This window comes from Leifsonia sp. CL147, assembly GCF_900114565.1.
Classification (GTDB): Bacteria; Actinomycetota; Actinomycetes; order Actinomycetales; family Microbacteriaceae; genus Leifsonia.
Map to the genome: position 1 here is coordinate 127,384 of NZ_FOTM01000010.1, position 15,501 is coordinate 142,884.

Sequence of the window (15,501 nt, forward strand, 5' to 3'; positions counted from 1 at the left end):
CCACGCGAGACGGCGAGAAGACCGGCGAGCCGGCCGGTGGTCAGGAGGCCGCGTGACGGTCGGCGACGAGCTTTTCGACGCCGAGCAGGATGAGGTTGAGGTCGAAGGCGAACTGCTCGTCGCTGCCCAGCGAGGCGGAGTGTGCGCCGACGAGACGTCGCACCAGAGCGAACTCGCCTTCCGGCGCTGTTTCGAGGGCGACCTCGAGTTCTGGCTCCTGTGGGTGGGTGCCCGCGCCCGTGATCGCCCGGTCTCGGGCGGATGTGTAGGCGAGTTCGGCGAGGAGAGCGATGACCCGGCCGGCCTCATTCTCGGGCAGACCGGCTGACACGAGCGCACGCGCGGCGGCTTCGGCCGGTCGCACCGCTTCGAGGTCTTCTTCCTTCTCCATTGCGACGTAGCTCGCCCATGCGCCGGCGCTGATCACGGCTTCACGGGTGATGGTGGCGAAGGCTCGAAGGGCGTCGCGCCAATCGTCTTGCGGGGTGAAGTGGTGCTGCGTCAGCGCTTCTCGGAAGGCGTCCGCGGCGACCATGCGGAGCAGGGTGGCCCGGTTCTCGACGTGGTAGTGCAGCGTCTTGCGGTCCACCCCCATCTCGACCGCCAGCTGCTGCATCGTCAGAGTCGACGGGTCCAGGGCCCGTGCGGCCTCGATGATCCGTTCGCGGTCGACACGCCGCGGCCGACCCCGTCGGGGTGCCGCGCTGCTCGTGTTCGTCATCCCGTCACTTCCGCTTCCTGTTCTCGATTATGTCGGCCGCCGCCGGTGTTTTCCACCGGGCGGGAGAAAACAGCGGCGACCGCCGTGTCGGTTATCGGACTCGCTTGACCCGGAGGACCAGCAGGGATGCGATGGTGACCAGTACGAAGGCGATCGGCCACACGGGTGCGTAGGCGCCGGCGAAGATGCCGACGACGGCGCCGGCGACGATGGGACCGAGAGCGTTGCCGAGGTTCTGGCCGAGCGAGGAGAGTCCGAGGTCGCGTCCGGCGGCTTCCTTGTCAGGGAGGACGTCGATGAACAGCGCCTGATCAACGACGACGAACGTTCCGTATCCCAGCCCGGTGACCATCACCTGGAGGAACATCGCCGGGAGTGTCGGTGAGACGAACGGGATCAGGAAGCTGCCCGCCATGAGCAGGCCTGCGGCCACCACGAACGGCTTGCGGCGCTTGATCTTGTCGGACCAGCGGCCGCTGATGAACATGGCGAGGAGGGTGGTCGGCAGTGCGGCGAATTGGAGGAGCGGCGCGGTCTGCGCGGCCTGGGTCGCTGAGAGGGCGGGGCTGATGTAGCTCTGCAGCATGTAGAGCGAGTAGACGCTGCTGATGCCGTAACCGAGGTACAGCAGGACTTTGGAGATCCAGGCCCAGCGATAGTCCGCGTCGCCCAGTGCTACCCCGTACGACTTCACGACCGATGTGAACCGCAGCGGCTTGGTGATCATCTCCCGGGACGTGTTGTCGCGGGCAAAGAGGACGAACGCCATCGTGGTGAGCAGGAGCAGGATTCCGATGGGGAAGTAGGCCGCCAGTCCGATGCTGGCGAACAGGCTGCCCGCGGCCACCGCACCGATGATGGCGCCGAAGTAGGACGCCAGTCCGGAGATTCCGGAGACCACCCCGATTCGGGCTTCGGGGACGCGGTCGGCCACGGTGGCCGTCAGTGGGCCCTGTGCTACTCCGACCAGTACCTGCAGGAGCGACCAGATGACGACCATGACGGCGATCGTGGGCGCGACAGGCATCAGGCAGATCAGGGCGGTCCCGCCGATGCCACCTGCCGCGATCCAGGGTGCTCGTCGTCCCCACCGCGACTTCGTCCGGTCGGAGAGCAGACCGATGATCGGGGCGAGCAGCATGCCGAGCAGAACACCGACTGAGGAGACGATCGACAGGCTGGTGGCGCGGGAGGAGTTGAACTCCGAGAGCAGTCCCAGGAGGCGGTGCTGGTCTGCATTGGGCGTGACCGATCCTGCAGCCACTTTGCTCTGCAGGGTGGTGAGGGCTTGCAGGTCGACTCCAGCGTCCGCGCCGGTGAAGATGCGGTGGAACTCGATGCCCTGCACTTGCAGGGGGACGAGGATGGCGAGCAGCGAGCCCCAGAGGAGCGCTATGCCGAGCGAAGCCAGGGAGTAGAAGGTGATGTAGCGGCGCATCGCGCCGGTCTTCACCTGGTACTGCACGGCGTTGGAAGCCGTCTTCGGTGCAGCTTCGGGGGAGGCGTTGGTCATGGTCTTCTTCCTTGAAGTCGGGGCGGGCGCCGGTCGCGGCGGGGTTTTTCCCCGGAATGGGGGAAAATATAGATCGACCCTCGCCCCCTCGTCAAGCCCGAGGTGGAAATCCGTTCGAAAGCTCGACTTGACGCCTCAGGGATGTGCTGTCTAGAGTTTTCCCCACCACGGGGAAAAACCGTGCGTCGCCGCGCGAGGCGCGCGACTTCAACGACGAAGGAACGAGTGATGGCGAACCACCTCGAGACCAGCCCCCGCGTCGAGTTGGGGATCGACGAACTTCTCAGCGAGATGACGCTGGAGCAGAAGGTGGCGCAACTGCAGTGCACCATCCTGGTGGCCGGGCACGACGAAGCCGGCCTCGTGAACTTCCCGCACGGCACCGGGGCACTCGGCAGCATCAGCACGGGCAACGGACCGGCGGCCGATGCGGAGTTCTACGGTTCTCTGCAGCGCAAGATCGCCGGGCGTAGCGGGCACTCCATCCCGCCTCTCATGCACGGAGAGGCCGTCTCCGGGTGGACCGGCCCGGGCGGAACCGTGTTCCCCTCGGCCATCGGCTTGGGCGCGACCTGGAACCCTGCCACCGTCGAACGGATGACCGAGATCGTCCGCAAGCAGATGCTCGGTGTCGGCGTCCGCCAGGCGCTGTCGCCGGTGATGGATGTCGCCCGCGATCCTCGCTGGGGCCGAGTGGGCGAGACCTACGGCGAGGACCCGACCCTGTGCGCGGCCATGAGCGTCGCGTTCGTGAAGGGCCTGCAGGGAGAGCGTCTGGAGGACGGGGTCGCCGCGACGGGCAAGCACTTCCTCGGGTTCGGCTTCTCCGAGGGCGGCCTGAACATGACCTCCAACCCGATCTCGCCACGGGAGTTGCGGGAGGTGTACGCCAAGCCGTTCCAGGCGGCGATCAGCGAGGCGGGTCTCGCCTCGATCATGAACTCGTACGGCACCATCGACGGCGAGCTCATCATCACGTCCAAGCACATCCTGCAAGACCTCCTGCGCGACGAGATGGGATTCGACGGCCTTGTGGTCTCGGACTACATGTCGATCAACCTCGCCGTCGACCTCAACGTGGGGGCCAACCCGACCGACGGCGGCATCAAGGCCATCAGCGCCGGCCTCGACGTGGAACTGCCGACCCCGTTCGGTTTCGGAGCCGGCCTGATCGACGCCGTCCGGGACGGGCAGCTCGACGAGGCGGTCATCGACCGCGCCGTGAAGAACATGCTGACGCTCAAGGCCAAGCTCGACCTGTTCGAGAACGGCTCGCCCCGCACCGAGCTGATCGGCGAGGCGTACGACCCGCAGCGCACCACCGCCCACAGCCTCACCGCCGCGCACGAGTCCATCGTGCTGCTGAAGAACGACGGCATCCTCCCACTCCGCCGGGACACGAAGAAGATCGCCGTGATCGGCCCGCACGCCGACTCCGTACGTCTCTTCTTCGGCTGCTACACCGGGCCCGCCTCCATCGACCTCGCCATGAGCGGCACCATGTCCGAGATGGCAGGCATGCTCGACTTGCCGGAGCTGACCGCCTCGCTGGAACTGCCGCCCCTGGCGCCGCTGTTCGAAGGCAGCGACGTCCGCTCGGAGCCCCCGTTGGTCGAGCAGACGCTGCGCGGAATGTTCGGCGACAAGACCCCGACCATCGTCGACGCGATCCGCCGCGCCGCGCCCGACGCCGAGGTCGTTTACGCCAAGGGATGCGAAGTCGCGGGCACCGACCGGACCGGATTCGATGCCGCAGTCGCTGCCGCGCGCGATGCCGACGTCGTCATCCTCACCGTCGGAGGCAAGTACGGCTGGGGAAGCTCCTCCACCTCCGGTGAAGGAATCGACACGGCCGATGTCGGATTGCCGGGCGTGCAGGAGGAGCTGGCGCGGCTCATCCACGAGACGGGCACGCCCGCCGTGCTGGTGCACATGGACGCCAAGCCCCTTTCCAGCGAGTTCATCGCCGAGAACTACGCGGCCGTGCTGGAAAGCTGGTTCCCCGGCGAGACCGGCGGAACCGCCCTCGCCGATGTGCTCTTCGGGGACTACAACCCGGCCGGGCGGCTGCCGATGACGGCCGTGCGGCACGCGGGCCAGATCCCGATCTACGCCGCCCACCGACGCAGCAACAGCGTCAGCAGCCGCGGCACGATGATCATGAATCGGTACGTGGACGGGACCAAGGAGCCGCTCTTCGTCTTCGGTGAGGGCAAGAGCTACACCACCTTCGACTACTCGGACCTGAGCATCGATTTCGACGGCGACCCCGAAAGCGTCGTCACGATCTCCTGCCGGGTGACCAACACCGGCGCATATGACGGCGACGAGGTGGTCCAGCTCTATGTGCGGGACGAGCTCTCCAGCATGGTCCGCCCGGTGCAGGAGCTCGCCGGCTTCGCCCGCGTCCACCTCGCGGCCGGGCAGTCGCGAACGGTGACCTTCGAAGTCCGCGCCTCCCAGTTCGCTTTCCTCGATCTGGACATGCGGTGGATGGTGGAAGCCGGCGAGATGACCGCCCGGATCGGCGCTTCGTCCGAAGATATCCGCCTCACCGGGGCGTTCACCATCGACCGGACGGCGTGGGTCGACGGCAAGACGCGCGGCTTCTTCGCCCGCGTCGCGGTGGACTGACCGCGAGCATCGCTGATGTCGGCAGAACCGATCGGGTGCGCATCCTCGGAGCAGCGCGCGTCGCCCCCAGCGCGCTGCTCCGGCCCGCCGCCGAGGTCGACGGCGTCACGGTCAGGAGCGTCGCGTCACGAGATCTCCGCCATCTGGTCCCACCGCGTCCTGGCCTCACGCCTCGAAGTCCTCGGTGACAGGGGCCGCCTTCGAGCCTCCTGGCCGTACCACCCGCAGAGCGGGACGCGCACGGTCGTCGAATCAGGCCAGAGCCGGCGGAAAGAAGTGGCGGATCGCCGGCACAGGCTGTCGCCCAACTCGAAGCCATCGACGACCTCTACGGAGCGGCCGGCCTCCGCCCTCGAACTTCCATCAACTGACAGCACCACGACGATAAGGACAACCGTGCGCAAGACGAGCTTCAACACCGACTGGGGCGTGCGCCACCAGACCAGCCCCTTCCTCGAAATCCTCGGGCAGGCTGAGGCCCCCCAGCCGGTAACCCTCCCGCACGACTGGCTGATCTCCCAGCCCCGCTCCGCCGAGAACAAGCCAGGCGCGCTCACCGGCTACCACGGCGAGGACGTCGTCGAGTACGTGAAGACCTTCACCGCCCCTGACGGCTTCGAGACCGGGCGCGTCGAGGTGCAGTTCGACGGCGTCTACCGCGGCGCCATGATCTACGTCAACGACGCATTCGTCGCACAACGCCCATACGGTTACATCCCCTTCTCGGTGCGGATCGACCCGTACCTGCACGAGGGGGACAACCAGATCCGCGTCGAGTGCCGCAACCACCTCGATGCACGCTGGTACTCCGGACTCGGCATCTACCGCGACACCTGGCTCCTCACTGGTGGTGCAACGCACATCGCACGGAACGGCGTCCGCGTCCGCACCCGCGACGCCGACGCGTGGAAGGCCGTGATCGATGTGACCACCACCATCGAGAACGACTCTCAACGGCTCGACACCGTCACCGTGATCACCGAGGTCGTCGCCCCGACCGGTGAGATCGTCGCCGCCGAATCGGCCCGGCTCTCGGTCCGACCGGGGGAGGCGGCACCGCTGCGTCAGCGGTTCGCCCTCTCCAAGCCGTCGCTGTGGAGCCCGCAGACCCCATCGCTCCACACCATCCGCACCCGGCTCGTGCCAGCCAGTGCTGGCGAAGAAGTGCACGAGGAGCAATTCGGCATCCGCACCCTCAGCTGGGACGCGCAGGACGGCCTGCTCATCAACGGCCAGCCGGTCAAGCTCCGCGGCGGCTGCATTCACCACGACGACGGCGTGCTCGGCGCGGCAACGATCGCGCGGGCGGAGGAGCGCCGGGTCCAGTTGCTGAAGGACGCCGGCTACAACGCCATCCGTTCCGCCCACAACCCCATCAGCACCGCCCTCCTCGAGGCGTGCGACCGTCTCGGCATGCTCGTCCTCGACGAGTTCACCGACGGCTGGACCACCCCCACCCTCGGCTTCGGCTACGGTCTCGACCTCAACGAATGGTGGCAGCGCGACCTCACCGAACTCATCGAACGGGACTACAACCACCCCAGCGTGATCATGTACTCCATCGGCAACGAGGTCGCCGACACCGGCAACAGCTGGGGCGCTACGTTCGGACGCGACCTCGTCGACTGGATCAAGAGCATGGACGACACCCGCCCGGTCACCAACGCCATCAACCCCATGATGACCGTCCTCCATGACCTCAAAGCCGAACTCGGCAAGGAGGACAGCGCCGGCGTCAACGCTTTCATGCGCGACCTCGGTGAGCAGACCCACGACCTGGTCGTCTCCGACCTCGCCACCGAGCGTCTCGAAGAGCCGATGTCGCAGCTGGACATCTCCGGCTACAACTACGCCTACGGCCGATACGAGCTCGACATCGAGCGCCACCCCCAGCGGCTGCTGCTTGGCACCGAGGGACTGCCGGGCAAGCTCGACGAGGTGTGGCCGTACGTGGTGCGCTACCCGCAGGTGATCGGCGAATTCAGCTGGACCGCCTGGGAGTACGTCGGAGAGGCCGGGCTCGGAGCCGACAAACCTGCCGAGGAGGCCTTCTTCGGCAACTACCCGTGGCGGTTCTCCGGGACCGGCGATCTCGGCATCACCGGGCAGCGCCGGACCATCTCGTACTGGCGCGAGACGGTCTGGGGGCTCCGCTCCGCTCCGTTCATCGCCGTGCACCGCCCGGACGCCGGCGACCGGGAACAGCTCAGGCCGTCCATCTACACGTGGAGCGACAGCGTCAACAGCTGGAGCTGGCCCGGCCACGAAGGCGCGACCGTCACCGTCGACGTCTACTCCGACGCCGACGAGGTCGAACTGCTGCTGAACGGAAACACGATCGGCCGGGCGCCGGCTGCAGCGGAACACCGCTTCATCGCGACGTTCCAGCTGCCGTACCAGCCGGGTGAGCTCACCGCGGTCGCATATCGCGGCAATATCGAGCGTGGCCGGTCGGCCATTCGGACAGCGGGTGGCGAGGTCGCTTTGACGCTCAGCACCGAGCGCAACGAGATCGTCGCCGACGATCGAGACCTCGCGTTCATCGAGATCAGCTTCACCGACGGCCAGGGAACGGTGCACATCTCGCGGGACGACGAAGTCACCGTCACTGTCTCCGGCAGCGGGGGCCTTCAGGGGCTCGGGAGCGACAACCCGGCGTCCGAAGACGACTACACCGGCGCCAGCTGCCACGCCTACCGCGGGCGAGCGCTCGCGGTCATCCGGCCGACGAGTGCCGGCCCCATCACCATCCGCGTCGAAGCGGGAGACCTCTCCTCTGAGATCACCGTTACTGCTGTGGAAGCGTGATGACGACCAGTCGTGCGCAGATCACGATCAGTGTCCTCGGCTACCTGGCACGTCACCTCGGGGGCCCTCTCGTCGAGAAGGGCATCCGCATGCGCCGCGATCAACCCGATCACCTCCCGCCGGCCCCAGGCAGCATCGTCATGCTCGGCGACAGCATCACCGATCAGGGCGAGTGGTCGCAGGAACCTCCTCGTCGGTACCAACGACCTGACCGCGGGTACTCCTCACTGGCAGATGGCAGTGAACGTCACCGTGATTTTCGATGACATCCAGGCGCGCGCCCCGGGCACACAAGCGGCAATTGAGAGTGAGACTGTAGCTGTGACACACATGGTCGCGTTGGGAAGCTCGTTCGCAGCGGGGGCTGGGATTTCGCCCGTCATCGATCGGCAAGCCAATAGGTCCGCGAACAACTACCCGCACCTTGTAGCCGGCGCGATCGGGGCGCACCTCACTGATGCCACTATCAGCGGAGCAACGACTGAGACGATTCTTCGCAAACCGCAAAGAGTAGGGTTGCGACGTCTAGCTCCTCAGATGGAGTCGTTCCCGCGGTACACGGACGTTGAACTGGTGACGCTCACGGCCGGAGGCAACGACCTACGCTATCTCGGCACCCTTATGTCGGTGGCCTACGGCAGCTGGCTCGAGGCGCGCCCGGCTACGCGGGTGTTAGGCCGCCGCTTACGGACCGCGGTCATAGCATCCCCGCCCACGCAGCGGGACGTTCACGCGGCCGCTCGAGGGCTCGCCTCCATCGTGGAGGCCGTCCACGAGAGGGTGCCTTCCACACGCGTGCTGCTCGTCAACTACCTCACGGTTGTCGGGCCCGAAACCACCCCATCGAGAGCCGCTCCCTTCACGGACTCGGAACTGGCCCTGTTTCGGAGGATCGCCGACCAGCTCAAGGAAGCTTTTGTGATGGCGGAACATTTGTCCGCTGCTGAGCTCGTTGATGTGGCGTCGATGAGCGAGACGCATGGCCTGGGGTCGGCCGACCCGTGGGTCCAAGGTTTCGCTCCGCGCAGCACGCGACAGGCGGCGCTCTTTCATCCGACACTCGCGGGGATGCGTGCAGTTGCTGCCGCGGTTGTTGACCATATTGAATCCGTGAATCGACGGTAGAGAATTCGTAAGGGTGGTGTGCGGCAGCGAAAGCCGCGCCGTGGTGTCGCCGCCGCACACGTTCATATGGTCGCGAACTGGCGACCGGAGTGATTGATGACTTCTACACAGTGCGGTGACTGAAGGTGCCGTCCACCATGGTCGCAAGCACTCGGGTCTCGAGAAGCTCGTCCGGAGGAGTGGTGAGCGGGTCGCGGTCCAACACGGTGATGTCCGCCTCGGCGCCCACAGCTACGGCGCCCCCGGCTCGACCGATGGAGGCGTAGGCGCTCGTCGTGTAGCCCGCGAGTGCCTCGCGGGCTGTAAGGCCCTGTTCCGGGTGAATCGGGGATTGCTCTGGCTTACCAGCGACTCGTCGAAGTTGTGCATCTGCCATTGTGGCCAGCGGTGCGAACGGTGCGATTGGCCAGTCGGATCCGAGGGCGAGCGTCGCCCCCATGTTGAGGATGTCGCGAGTCCTCCAACCGGTGTCGGCGCGCTGTCGCCCGAGCCGGACGGACCAATTGTCTTTGCGGTCAGCGCTGGTGAAGTGGGTGCAATGCGTTGGTTGCACGCTGGCTGCGATGCGCGGGTGGGCGAGCAGCCGAACCGTCTCGAGGGGCATCGTCTCCAGATGCTCGATTCGGTGATGAGTTCGCAGCAGCTGGCGGTGCAGTATCTTCAGCGCGTGCGCGATCGCCGCGTCGCCGATCGCGTGCGTAGCGGTCGGAATGCTGTGCTCATCGAACCACAGGACGCGCTCTGCGTAGGCCTCGGGATCCGACCACGTCGACTTGGTCGATTGGCCGAACTGGTCTGGGCTCTCCAGCCACGCCGTACCGTTGTCTATCGTTCCGTCGAGGAAGAGTTTCACTCCTTCGATGCACCACCGGCGGCCGTGCCGCCCAAGACGTGTCGTGATCTCATCGACAGTTTGCTCAGGCATGCACCAGGGGGAGAGACGCAATTTCACGGGTAGGTCGCCACGATCCTCGATAGTCGTGAGAAGGTCTTCCGGGGCGTCTGACGCGTCCAGTGCGAATGCGGCAGTCAAGCCGGAGGCGGCCATGTGGTGCAGCAGTTGGATTAGCCGTCCTTGCCGGGCGGTTTCCGGCTCAGCGGGGATATGTTTCTCGACCAGCGACATGGCTTCGAACTCCTGGAGCAGCCCTGTTGGCGCTCCGCCGGGCTCTCGAATGATGTCTGGGTGGTCCATCCCGATTGTGACCCCAATACGAGCCAGCCGCAGCGCCGCCGTGTTAGCCAATGCCGAATGTGAGTCGGAAAGCCTGATCAGTCCCGGTAGGGTCCCGGTAACATCATCGATGCTGTTGCGATGCGGTAAGTGCCCGGCTTGGAAGAGGTTGGGGTCCAACCCCCAGCCGAGAACCCATCCGCGTGTCCCACCCTTGCTCGCCTCGTCCGCGATTCGGCGTCGCGCGTCGGCGAGATCCCGGCAGCCGGAGAGGTCCACCCCTTCGGTGAGGGCGAGCCCGCTGATGGGATGGCTGTGGCTATCGACGAGTCCGGGCACAAGGGTGGAGTCTGGGGGCAGGTGGACGATTTGCTGAGCAGTCCAGTCCTGGGCGGCGCTGGCAGGTGCCATGCGCACGATGCGACCACCACTGATGGCGATGGCGGTTGGACCTTTCGGCAGTGCGTCCGTCATGGTGTGGAGGCGTGGCGCGATCAGGACGACGTCGGGGCGATAGTTCATGCGGGCAGCTCTCCGCCCGGTGCCGTTGGCGGCTCATGCTCGGATCTGCACCGGATCTTCCTTGGCATCGCGTGAGGTGCGCGGATCCGGAGGTAGTTATCGATGATCTCGATCATTCTGGACTGGTCGAAAGGGTAGCCGTGCCCTGGGTAGACGGTTCGTACCGGCAGCGAGCGGAGGCGCAGCATGCTTGCAACGTACTGATCGATGTCGGACTCGTGGAGTTCGTCGAGAAGGATGTCGTCGTAGATGACGTCTCCGCTGAACAGGTCTCCGCTCTCGTCGTCGAGTAGGCAAATGCTTCCTGGGGTGTGCCCGGGCAGATGTAGCACCAGGAGGTGTCGGTCACCAAGGTTGATGACATCGCCGTCGCTGACCGTGCTGGTGGCGGGGGCTGTCTTTATTTGGTAGCTCTCGACGGTGAAGCGCGCCGGCACGGCGTCTACCAACACGGCGGGGAGTTGAGCTGCGTCGAGGCCGAGTAACGCGGCCAGCTCCGGCCCGAGGAGGGATGCCGCAGTCTGTCCGCCTATCTGGCTGTGCCGATGCATTCGCCGATCCGCGAATTCATGTGCCGAGCCGACGTGGTCGAGATGCGCGTGGGTTACTGCCAGGATCGGATCTCGTATGAAGATGTCGGGGAAGGTGTCGTGCAGCGAGGCGACGCCCAGGCCTGCGTCGACAACGAGGTCGCGGTCGCGGCCTTTGATAAACCAGATGTTTGATCGCAAGAATTCGTGGACGTGTGGCTCGTCGATGCGCTCGATACCGGGCGCGACCAGCTCTCTCCGGAACCAGGCATGACGTGCTGGGAGAATTGGTGTCGTCATGCGGGCAGCTGGTCCCCGACGGCGGGCTGGGTGGGTTTCTCAGCGGGCAAAGTACGGGCGATCCGGATGCGGCGCGCCTGGGTGGCGGCGTAGAAGCCGCCACCCACAATGGCTCCCGCGAAGACGGAAATGTCTGCGCCTCCGAGGGCTTGCGTGATCGGCCCAACGTAGAAGGTCGTGTTGAGGCACAGTGATGCTGCGGCTGCACCGAGCAGGAGAGCCGCGCACCCTCCAAGGTTGAACCCACCGGTGAACCAGTAGCGACTGCTGCGGCTGGTGTTCTGGAGGGAAGGACCGTCGTATTGGTTGCGCCGGAGGAAGGTGTCGACGGCGTAGATAGCCATTCCCGGTGCAAGGACCGCCAGGCTCACCTCGAGGAGTCCGGAGAGGGTATCGAGGAAGTTGGAGATGAATAGGGCGTACAAGGTCACGGCGATGGCGACAATGGCGTCGAAGATGACGGTGAGGGAGCGCCGCCACGGGATCCCGGTGGCCAACAGTGCAAGTCCTGTGCTGTAGGCGGTAAGTGCGTTGTTCGAGATGGAGCCGATGATGATGACGAGAAGGAAGACGACGTAGAACCAGGGCGGAACGATCTTCGCCATGGCTGTTTCCGGGTTGCTCATGTCTACGGCGGTGGCGGCAAGTGCGCCAAGAACTGCGATCCCGGTCGCCGGCAGGAAACCACCGAATCCGGTCCAGAATCCTGTCGCGCGAGAGCTCGTCTGCGTCGGCAGGTAGCGGGAGTAGTCGGCGCCGACAGGCCACGACAGTGGAGCCGAGGCGATCAGACCGAATCCGGTAGCGGCGACCGCCCACAGCGCTGGACCAGACAGTCCGCCGCCGTCCGGTACGAACCCGAAGTTTGCGTGTGTGAACACGAAGTAGGCGAGGATGACGAGCGCAGCGAGGAGAACCCAGGTGAACCAGGGTGCCAGCTTGACGATGGTTGCGTGGCCATAAACGCTGATGGTGAAAGTGACCAGCGCGAGTCCGACCACGATGGCACCTTGGAGCAGGACGGGGGTGGAGCCGAAGAAGTGGGTTACAAGGGCGACTCCGGCGAGGGCTCCGACTGAGAGGTTGATGGCTTCGTAGAGCACTCCGATCACCCATCCGATGGCGATCTGAATCACTCGGTTGCCGTTGACCCCGAAGAAGGCTCGGTTGATCACCTCGCTGGGGCTTCCGGACGCGGGGCCGCTGATGGCGAGGTAACCCACTCCCGCCCAGAGCAGGTTGCCGGCGACGATGACGAGTATTGCCTGCCAGAGGTTCAATCCGAGGATGATCAGCAAGCTTCCCAGGACGAAGTAGAGGTAGATGATGTTCGAACCCGCCCAGACGGAGAACAGCGATCGTGGAGACCCGTAGCGCTCCGACTCGGGAACATAGTCAGCGCCGTGCGTTTCTATTCTGCCTGGTAGGTCGGTGGCCGGTTCCTGAGGTGACATCTTCGCTCCTTCGCGCCATCCAGCTTGTTGCTCGTGCGAGCAATAAGAATTGGGTGAACGGTAGCAGCTGTTGAACAAGTGAGCAATAGCGGAGATTGCGCGAGTATCTGGCGTGCCTGCGTAAGACCCGGCGTGGAGCCGAGGGCTACTGACCGGCGCGCAGGGTGCCGTGCGGCAAGCCGAGTTCCCTCTCTGTGCTGGCAGCGAGGAGGCCTTCAACGGCCGGGTAGTCCAGGCTGGAGTCGGCCAATGCGCTGCGCACGGCGCTCGCGGCAACCTGTCCGTCCAGCAGCGCGAGGATTCGCATTGCAACGACCGATGGAGCATCCTGCAGCCGGAATTCACCGGTTGCGGAGCCAGCCTCGATCGTGGCTGTCATGTCGGCCAAGTCAAGCTCCATCTGGTGAACCACGGCGGTGCGAACGACGGGCCGGTCGGCGGCCTGCCGCCACGCGTCCAGCCAGAGCAGACTCAACGGGTCGCGAGTGGGACTGGTGTAAGCCGCAATGGTTTCCCGGAGTCGTTCCGTTGCTGTGGGCAGGTGGCCGACCCTGTGTGCGATAGCGAGCCTCTCGGTAGTCACGACTTGCGAGAAGGCGGCCGCGACGAGCTCGTCGATGGCGCTGAAGTAATGCGTTACCAGCCCGTACCCCACACCCACATAAGTGGCGACACGGCGCGCGGTGATCGCGTTGAGGGTTTCGGTGAGCGCGATCGCGGCGGAGGCGTCGATAATCTCTTGTCGACGGTCTGCGGGGGTCTTCCGCCGGGTAGCAGGTGTCGCCGAGCGCAGCGTACTCATGGACAAAGCGTAGGCGAAGGAGTGCCCGCTATTGCTAAGGGCTTGCCCGGCGCGGCCCAGCCGTAATTGTCACTCCTGGGCGTGTTTCCGCAGCGCGAGGAGGGAGACGAGGTCGTAAACGAGGTGCGCGGCGGCGACCCCCGTGATTTCGGCATGGTCATAGGCGGGGGCGACCTCCACGACATCAGCGCCGACAAGGTTCAGTCCCCGCAGACCGCGCAGGATCTCCAGCAATTCGCGACTGGTCATGCCGCCGGCTTCAGGGGTCCCGGTGCCGGGTGCATGCGCGGGATCAAGGACGTCGACATCGATGGATACGTAGAGGGGACGGCTTCCGATGCGATCTCGGAGCTTGGCGGTCACCTCGTGCACGCCCTGACGGAGGACATCGGAGCTGGTCACGATGCCGAACCCGAAGCGCCGATCGTCCTCGAGATCGCGCTTGCCGTAGAGAGGCCCGCGCGTGCCGACATGGCTGAGTGCCTCGCTGTCGATGACGCCTTCTTCGAACGCCCGCCGGAATGGAGTTCCGTGCGTGAACTCAGCGCCGAAATAGGTGTCCCACGTGTCCAGGTGAGCGTCGAAGTGCAGCAGTGCTACTGGGCCATGTCTCGTGGCGGCGGCACGGAGCAGCGGGAGGGCGATGGTGTGGTCGCCGCCAAGGGTGAGGAGGCGTGCGCCGTCGGTGGTGAGGTCGAGTGCAGCCTGTTGCACCGTCTCGATCGCCTCTTCGATGTTGAACGGGTTGACGGCGATGTCGCCGGCGTCCGCCACCTGGCTGATTTCAAATGGCGACACGTCGAGCGCGGGGTTGTAGGGGCGCAGCAGCCGGGAGGCTTCGCGGATGTGATTCGGTCCGAAGCGGGCCCCCGGACGGTATGACACACCGCTATCGAAGGGGATCCCCGCGACGACGATGTCAGCCCGCTCCACTTGATCCAGTCGTGGCAAGCGCGCGAAGCCATCTCGTCCGGTGAAACGGGGCGTGCGAGAGCTGTCGATGGGTCCAATTGGCATCGTTGTTTCGTCTCCTGGGGCGCGGGTTTGGCGATGGTTCACACTATGGCAGCCTGTGTCGTGCCAGACAACACTTTTTGTTCACTGGTCAACTCCGGTATTCCAGGGTCCCGCACCGGCTCCATCCCGAGGGAACGCATCTTCTCGTGAACACTGATCGGCCCATGGTCCAAGCCTGAGGCCTCCAGTGCGGCGCGGACTCCGACCGCCCGTTGGGCGACCTCGTCGGGGACCCTCGACGGGCTGCTGCGCGGCCGTCTCGACCGCGGCTCGAACGCCGCCGCCGGCCCATCCTGAGCTGCCCGTTTTCGGATCGCGAAGAACGTCTCCGGTGAGATCCCGTGCTCGGCACGGAAGGTCGTGATCGACCCGCGCGCGCATCCGGTGGCCACTGGACGATCGCGAGACGGACACGAGGGATCAACGGGATCAACACGGCTCATCCCTCAAACATTGAGGGCAACTGCCAGGACCAAATCCCGTTGGAACGTCGGAGTTCTATTGATGCACTTCGTCAGAGATGTCCTGGTGAATCACACTGCCTCGCCGCACGGTCGCGTCCCGCTGAGTGGATGCTCCTATTGCTGTCAAGCGGCCTGCGGTGTTTCGAGTTGAGCGAGCGCGAGGTTCGCGCGTTGTTCGAGTTCGGGGTCGGCGCGGGTGCCGATCTCGAGTCGTCGTAGCCGCTGGTAGGGGACGCCGAGCGTTGCGGCGAGGACACTGATCGGTGTGCCGATCGCCTGTCGGCGTGCCCGGAGTTCGCGTCCGACCGGGTTGTCGGTGGCGGGGTTGAGCAGGGCGGCATAAACCTCGTTCGCGACGTGTCGTTTCAGGCAACGCATGATGTCGCGGTCGGTGAGTTGCTCCGCGCGGCGCCGTTCGAAGTAGGCCATTGTGCGGG

General features: G+C 65.5%; 10 protein-coding genes and 2 pseudogenes. 3 read left to right on the forward strand and 9 right to left on the reverse strand.

The window, feature by feature from the left end:
• Nucleotides 1–40 precede the first annotated feature (40 nt).
• Complete coding sequence (locus BM287_RS10585) at nt 41–721, reverse strand: TetR/AcrR family transcriptional regulator C-terminal domain-containing protein (RefSeq protein WP_090039195.1); 681 nt, start codon at nt 719–721, stop codon at nt 41–43.
• Nucleotides 722–812: 91 nt separating this feature from the next.
• Complete coding sequence (locus tag BM287_RS10590) at nt 813–2,234, reverse strand: MFS transporter (protein ID WP_090039198.1); 1,422 nt, start codon at nt 2,232–2,234, stop codon at nt 813–815.
• A 228-nt stretch (nt 2,235–2,462) separates the two neighbouring features.
• On the opposite strand from BM287_RS10590, the gene BM287_RS10595 reads away from it, so the two are divergent.
• The 3 genes from BM287_RS10595 (at nt 2,463) to BM287_RS10610 (ending at nt 8,801) form a co-directional block, all read left to right on the forward strand.
• Nucleotides 2,463–4,868, forward strand: a complete 2,406-nt coding sequence (locus BM287_RS10595) for a glycoside hydrolase family 3 N-terminal domain-containing protein (RefSeq protein ID WP_090039201.1) — start codon at nt 2,463–2,465, stop codon at nt 4,866–4,868.
• 396 nt (nt 4,869–5,264) lie between these two features.
• The gene (locus tag BM287_RS10605) at nt 5,265–7,676 is read left to right on the forward strand and encodes a glycoside hydrolase family 2 TIM barrel-domain containing protein (protein WP_090039205.1); all 2,412 of its coding nucleotides are present in this window, start codon (nt 5,265–5,267) and stop codon (nt 7,674–7,676) included.
• A 330-nt stretch (nt 7,677–8,006) separates the two neighbouring features.
• Entirely contained in the window at nt 8,007–8,801 is a 795-nt protein-coding gene (locus tag BM287_RS10610; RefSeq protein ID WP_090039263.1) for an SGNH/GDSL hydrolase family protein, read from the forward strand.
• Between the two features lie 103 nt (nt 8,802–8,904).
• On the opposite strand, the gene BM287_RS10615 is transcribed toward BM287_RS10610, so the two are convergent.
• From BM287_RS10615 to BM287_RS17850, 7 genes and pseudogenes are all read right to left on the reverse strand, one after another.
• On the reverse strand, nt 8,905–10,497 hold the full coding sequence (locus BM287_RS10615) for an amidohydrolase (protein ID WP_090039208.1): 1,593 nt from the start codon (nt 10,495–10,497) through the stop codon (nt 8,905–8,907).
• On the reverse strand, nt 10,494–11,327 hold the full coding sequence (locus tag BM287_RS10620) for an MBL fold metallo-hydrolase (RefSeq protein WP_090039210.1): 834 nt from the start codon (nt 11,325–11,327) through the stop codon (nt 10,494–10,496). Before BM287_RS10620 ends, BM287_RS10615 begins: the two co-directional genes overlap by 4 nt.
• A complete protein-coding gene (locus BM287_RS10625) occupies nt 11,324–12,781 on the reverse strand; it encodes a purine-cytosine permease family protein (protein ID WP_090039213.1) in 1,458 nt (485 codons plus the stop codon). Before BM287_RS10625 ends, BM287_RS10620 begins: the two co-directional genes overlap by 4 nt.
• A 145-nt stretch (nt 12,782–12,926) precedes the next feature.
• Nucleotides 12,927–13,583: a TetR family transcriptional regulator C-terminal domain-containing protein gene (locus BM287_RS10630; protein WP_090039216.1), complete on the reverse strand. Its 657-nt coding sequence runs from the start codon at nt 13,581–13,583 to the stop codon at nt 12,927–12,929.
• 69 nt (nt 13,584–13,652) lie between these two features.
• Nucleotides 13,653–14,600: an agmatinase gene (gene speB / locus BM287_RS10635; RefSeq protein ID WP_090039219.1), complete on the reverse strand. Its 948-nt coding sequence runs from the start codon at nt 14,598–14,600 to the stop codon at nt 13,653–13,655.
• Nucleotides 14,601–14,713: 113 nt separating this feature from the next.
• Nucleotides 14,714–14,965 (reverse strand): annotated as a pseudogene (locus BM287_RS18080) (IS481 family transposase); the annotation flags it as partial.
• A gap of 222 nt (nt 14,966–15,187) precedes the next feature.
• Nucleotides 15,188–15,501, reverse strand: a pseudogene (locus BM287_RS17850) (hypothetical protein); the annotation flags it as partial.

Bases quoted from the DNA above. Each gene is read 5' to 3' on its own strand.
- BM287_RS10585 (WP_090039195.1), bottom strand. From the start codon at position 721: ATGACGAACACGAGCAGCGCGGCACCCCGACGGGGTCGGCCGCGGCGT.
- BM287_RS10590 (WP_090039198.1), bottom strand. From the start codon at position 2,234: ATGACCAACGCCTCCCCCGAAGCTGCACCGAAGACGGCTTCCAACGCC.
- BM287_RS10595 (WP_090039201.1), top strand. From the start codon at position 2,463: ATGGCGAACCACCTCGAGACCAGCCCCCGCGTCGAGTTGGGGATCGAC.
- BM287_RS10610 (WP_090039263.1), top strand. From the start codon at position 8,007: ATGGTCGCGTTGGGAAGCTCGTTCGCAGCGGGGGCTGGGATTTCGCCC.
- BM287_RS10615 (WP_090039208.1), bottom strand. From the start codon at position 10,497: ATGAACTATCGCCCCGACGTCGTCCTGATCGCGCCACGCCTCCACACC.
- BM287_RS10620 (WP_090039210.1), bottom strand. From the start codon at position 11,327: ATGACGACACCAATTCTCCCAGCACGTCATGCCTGGTTCCGGAGAGAG.
- BM287_RS10625 (WP_090039213.1), bottom strand. From the start codon at position 12,781: ATGTCACCTCAGGAACCGGCCACCGACCTACCAGGCAGAATAGAAACG.
- BM287_RS10630 (WP_090039216.1), bottom strand. From the start codon at position 13,583: ATGAGTACGCTGCGCTCGGCGACACCTGCTACCCGGCGGAAGACCCCC.
- speB (WP_090039219.1), bottom strand. From the start codon at position 14,600: ATGCCAATTGGACCCATCGACAGCTCTCGCACGCCCCGTTTCACCGGA.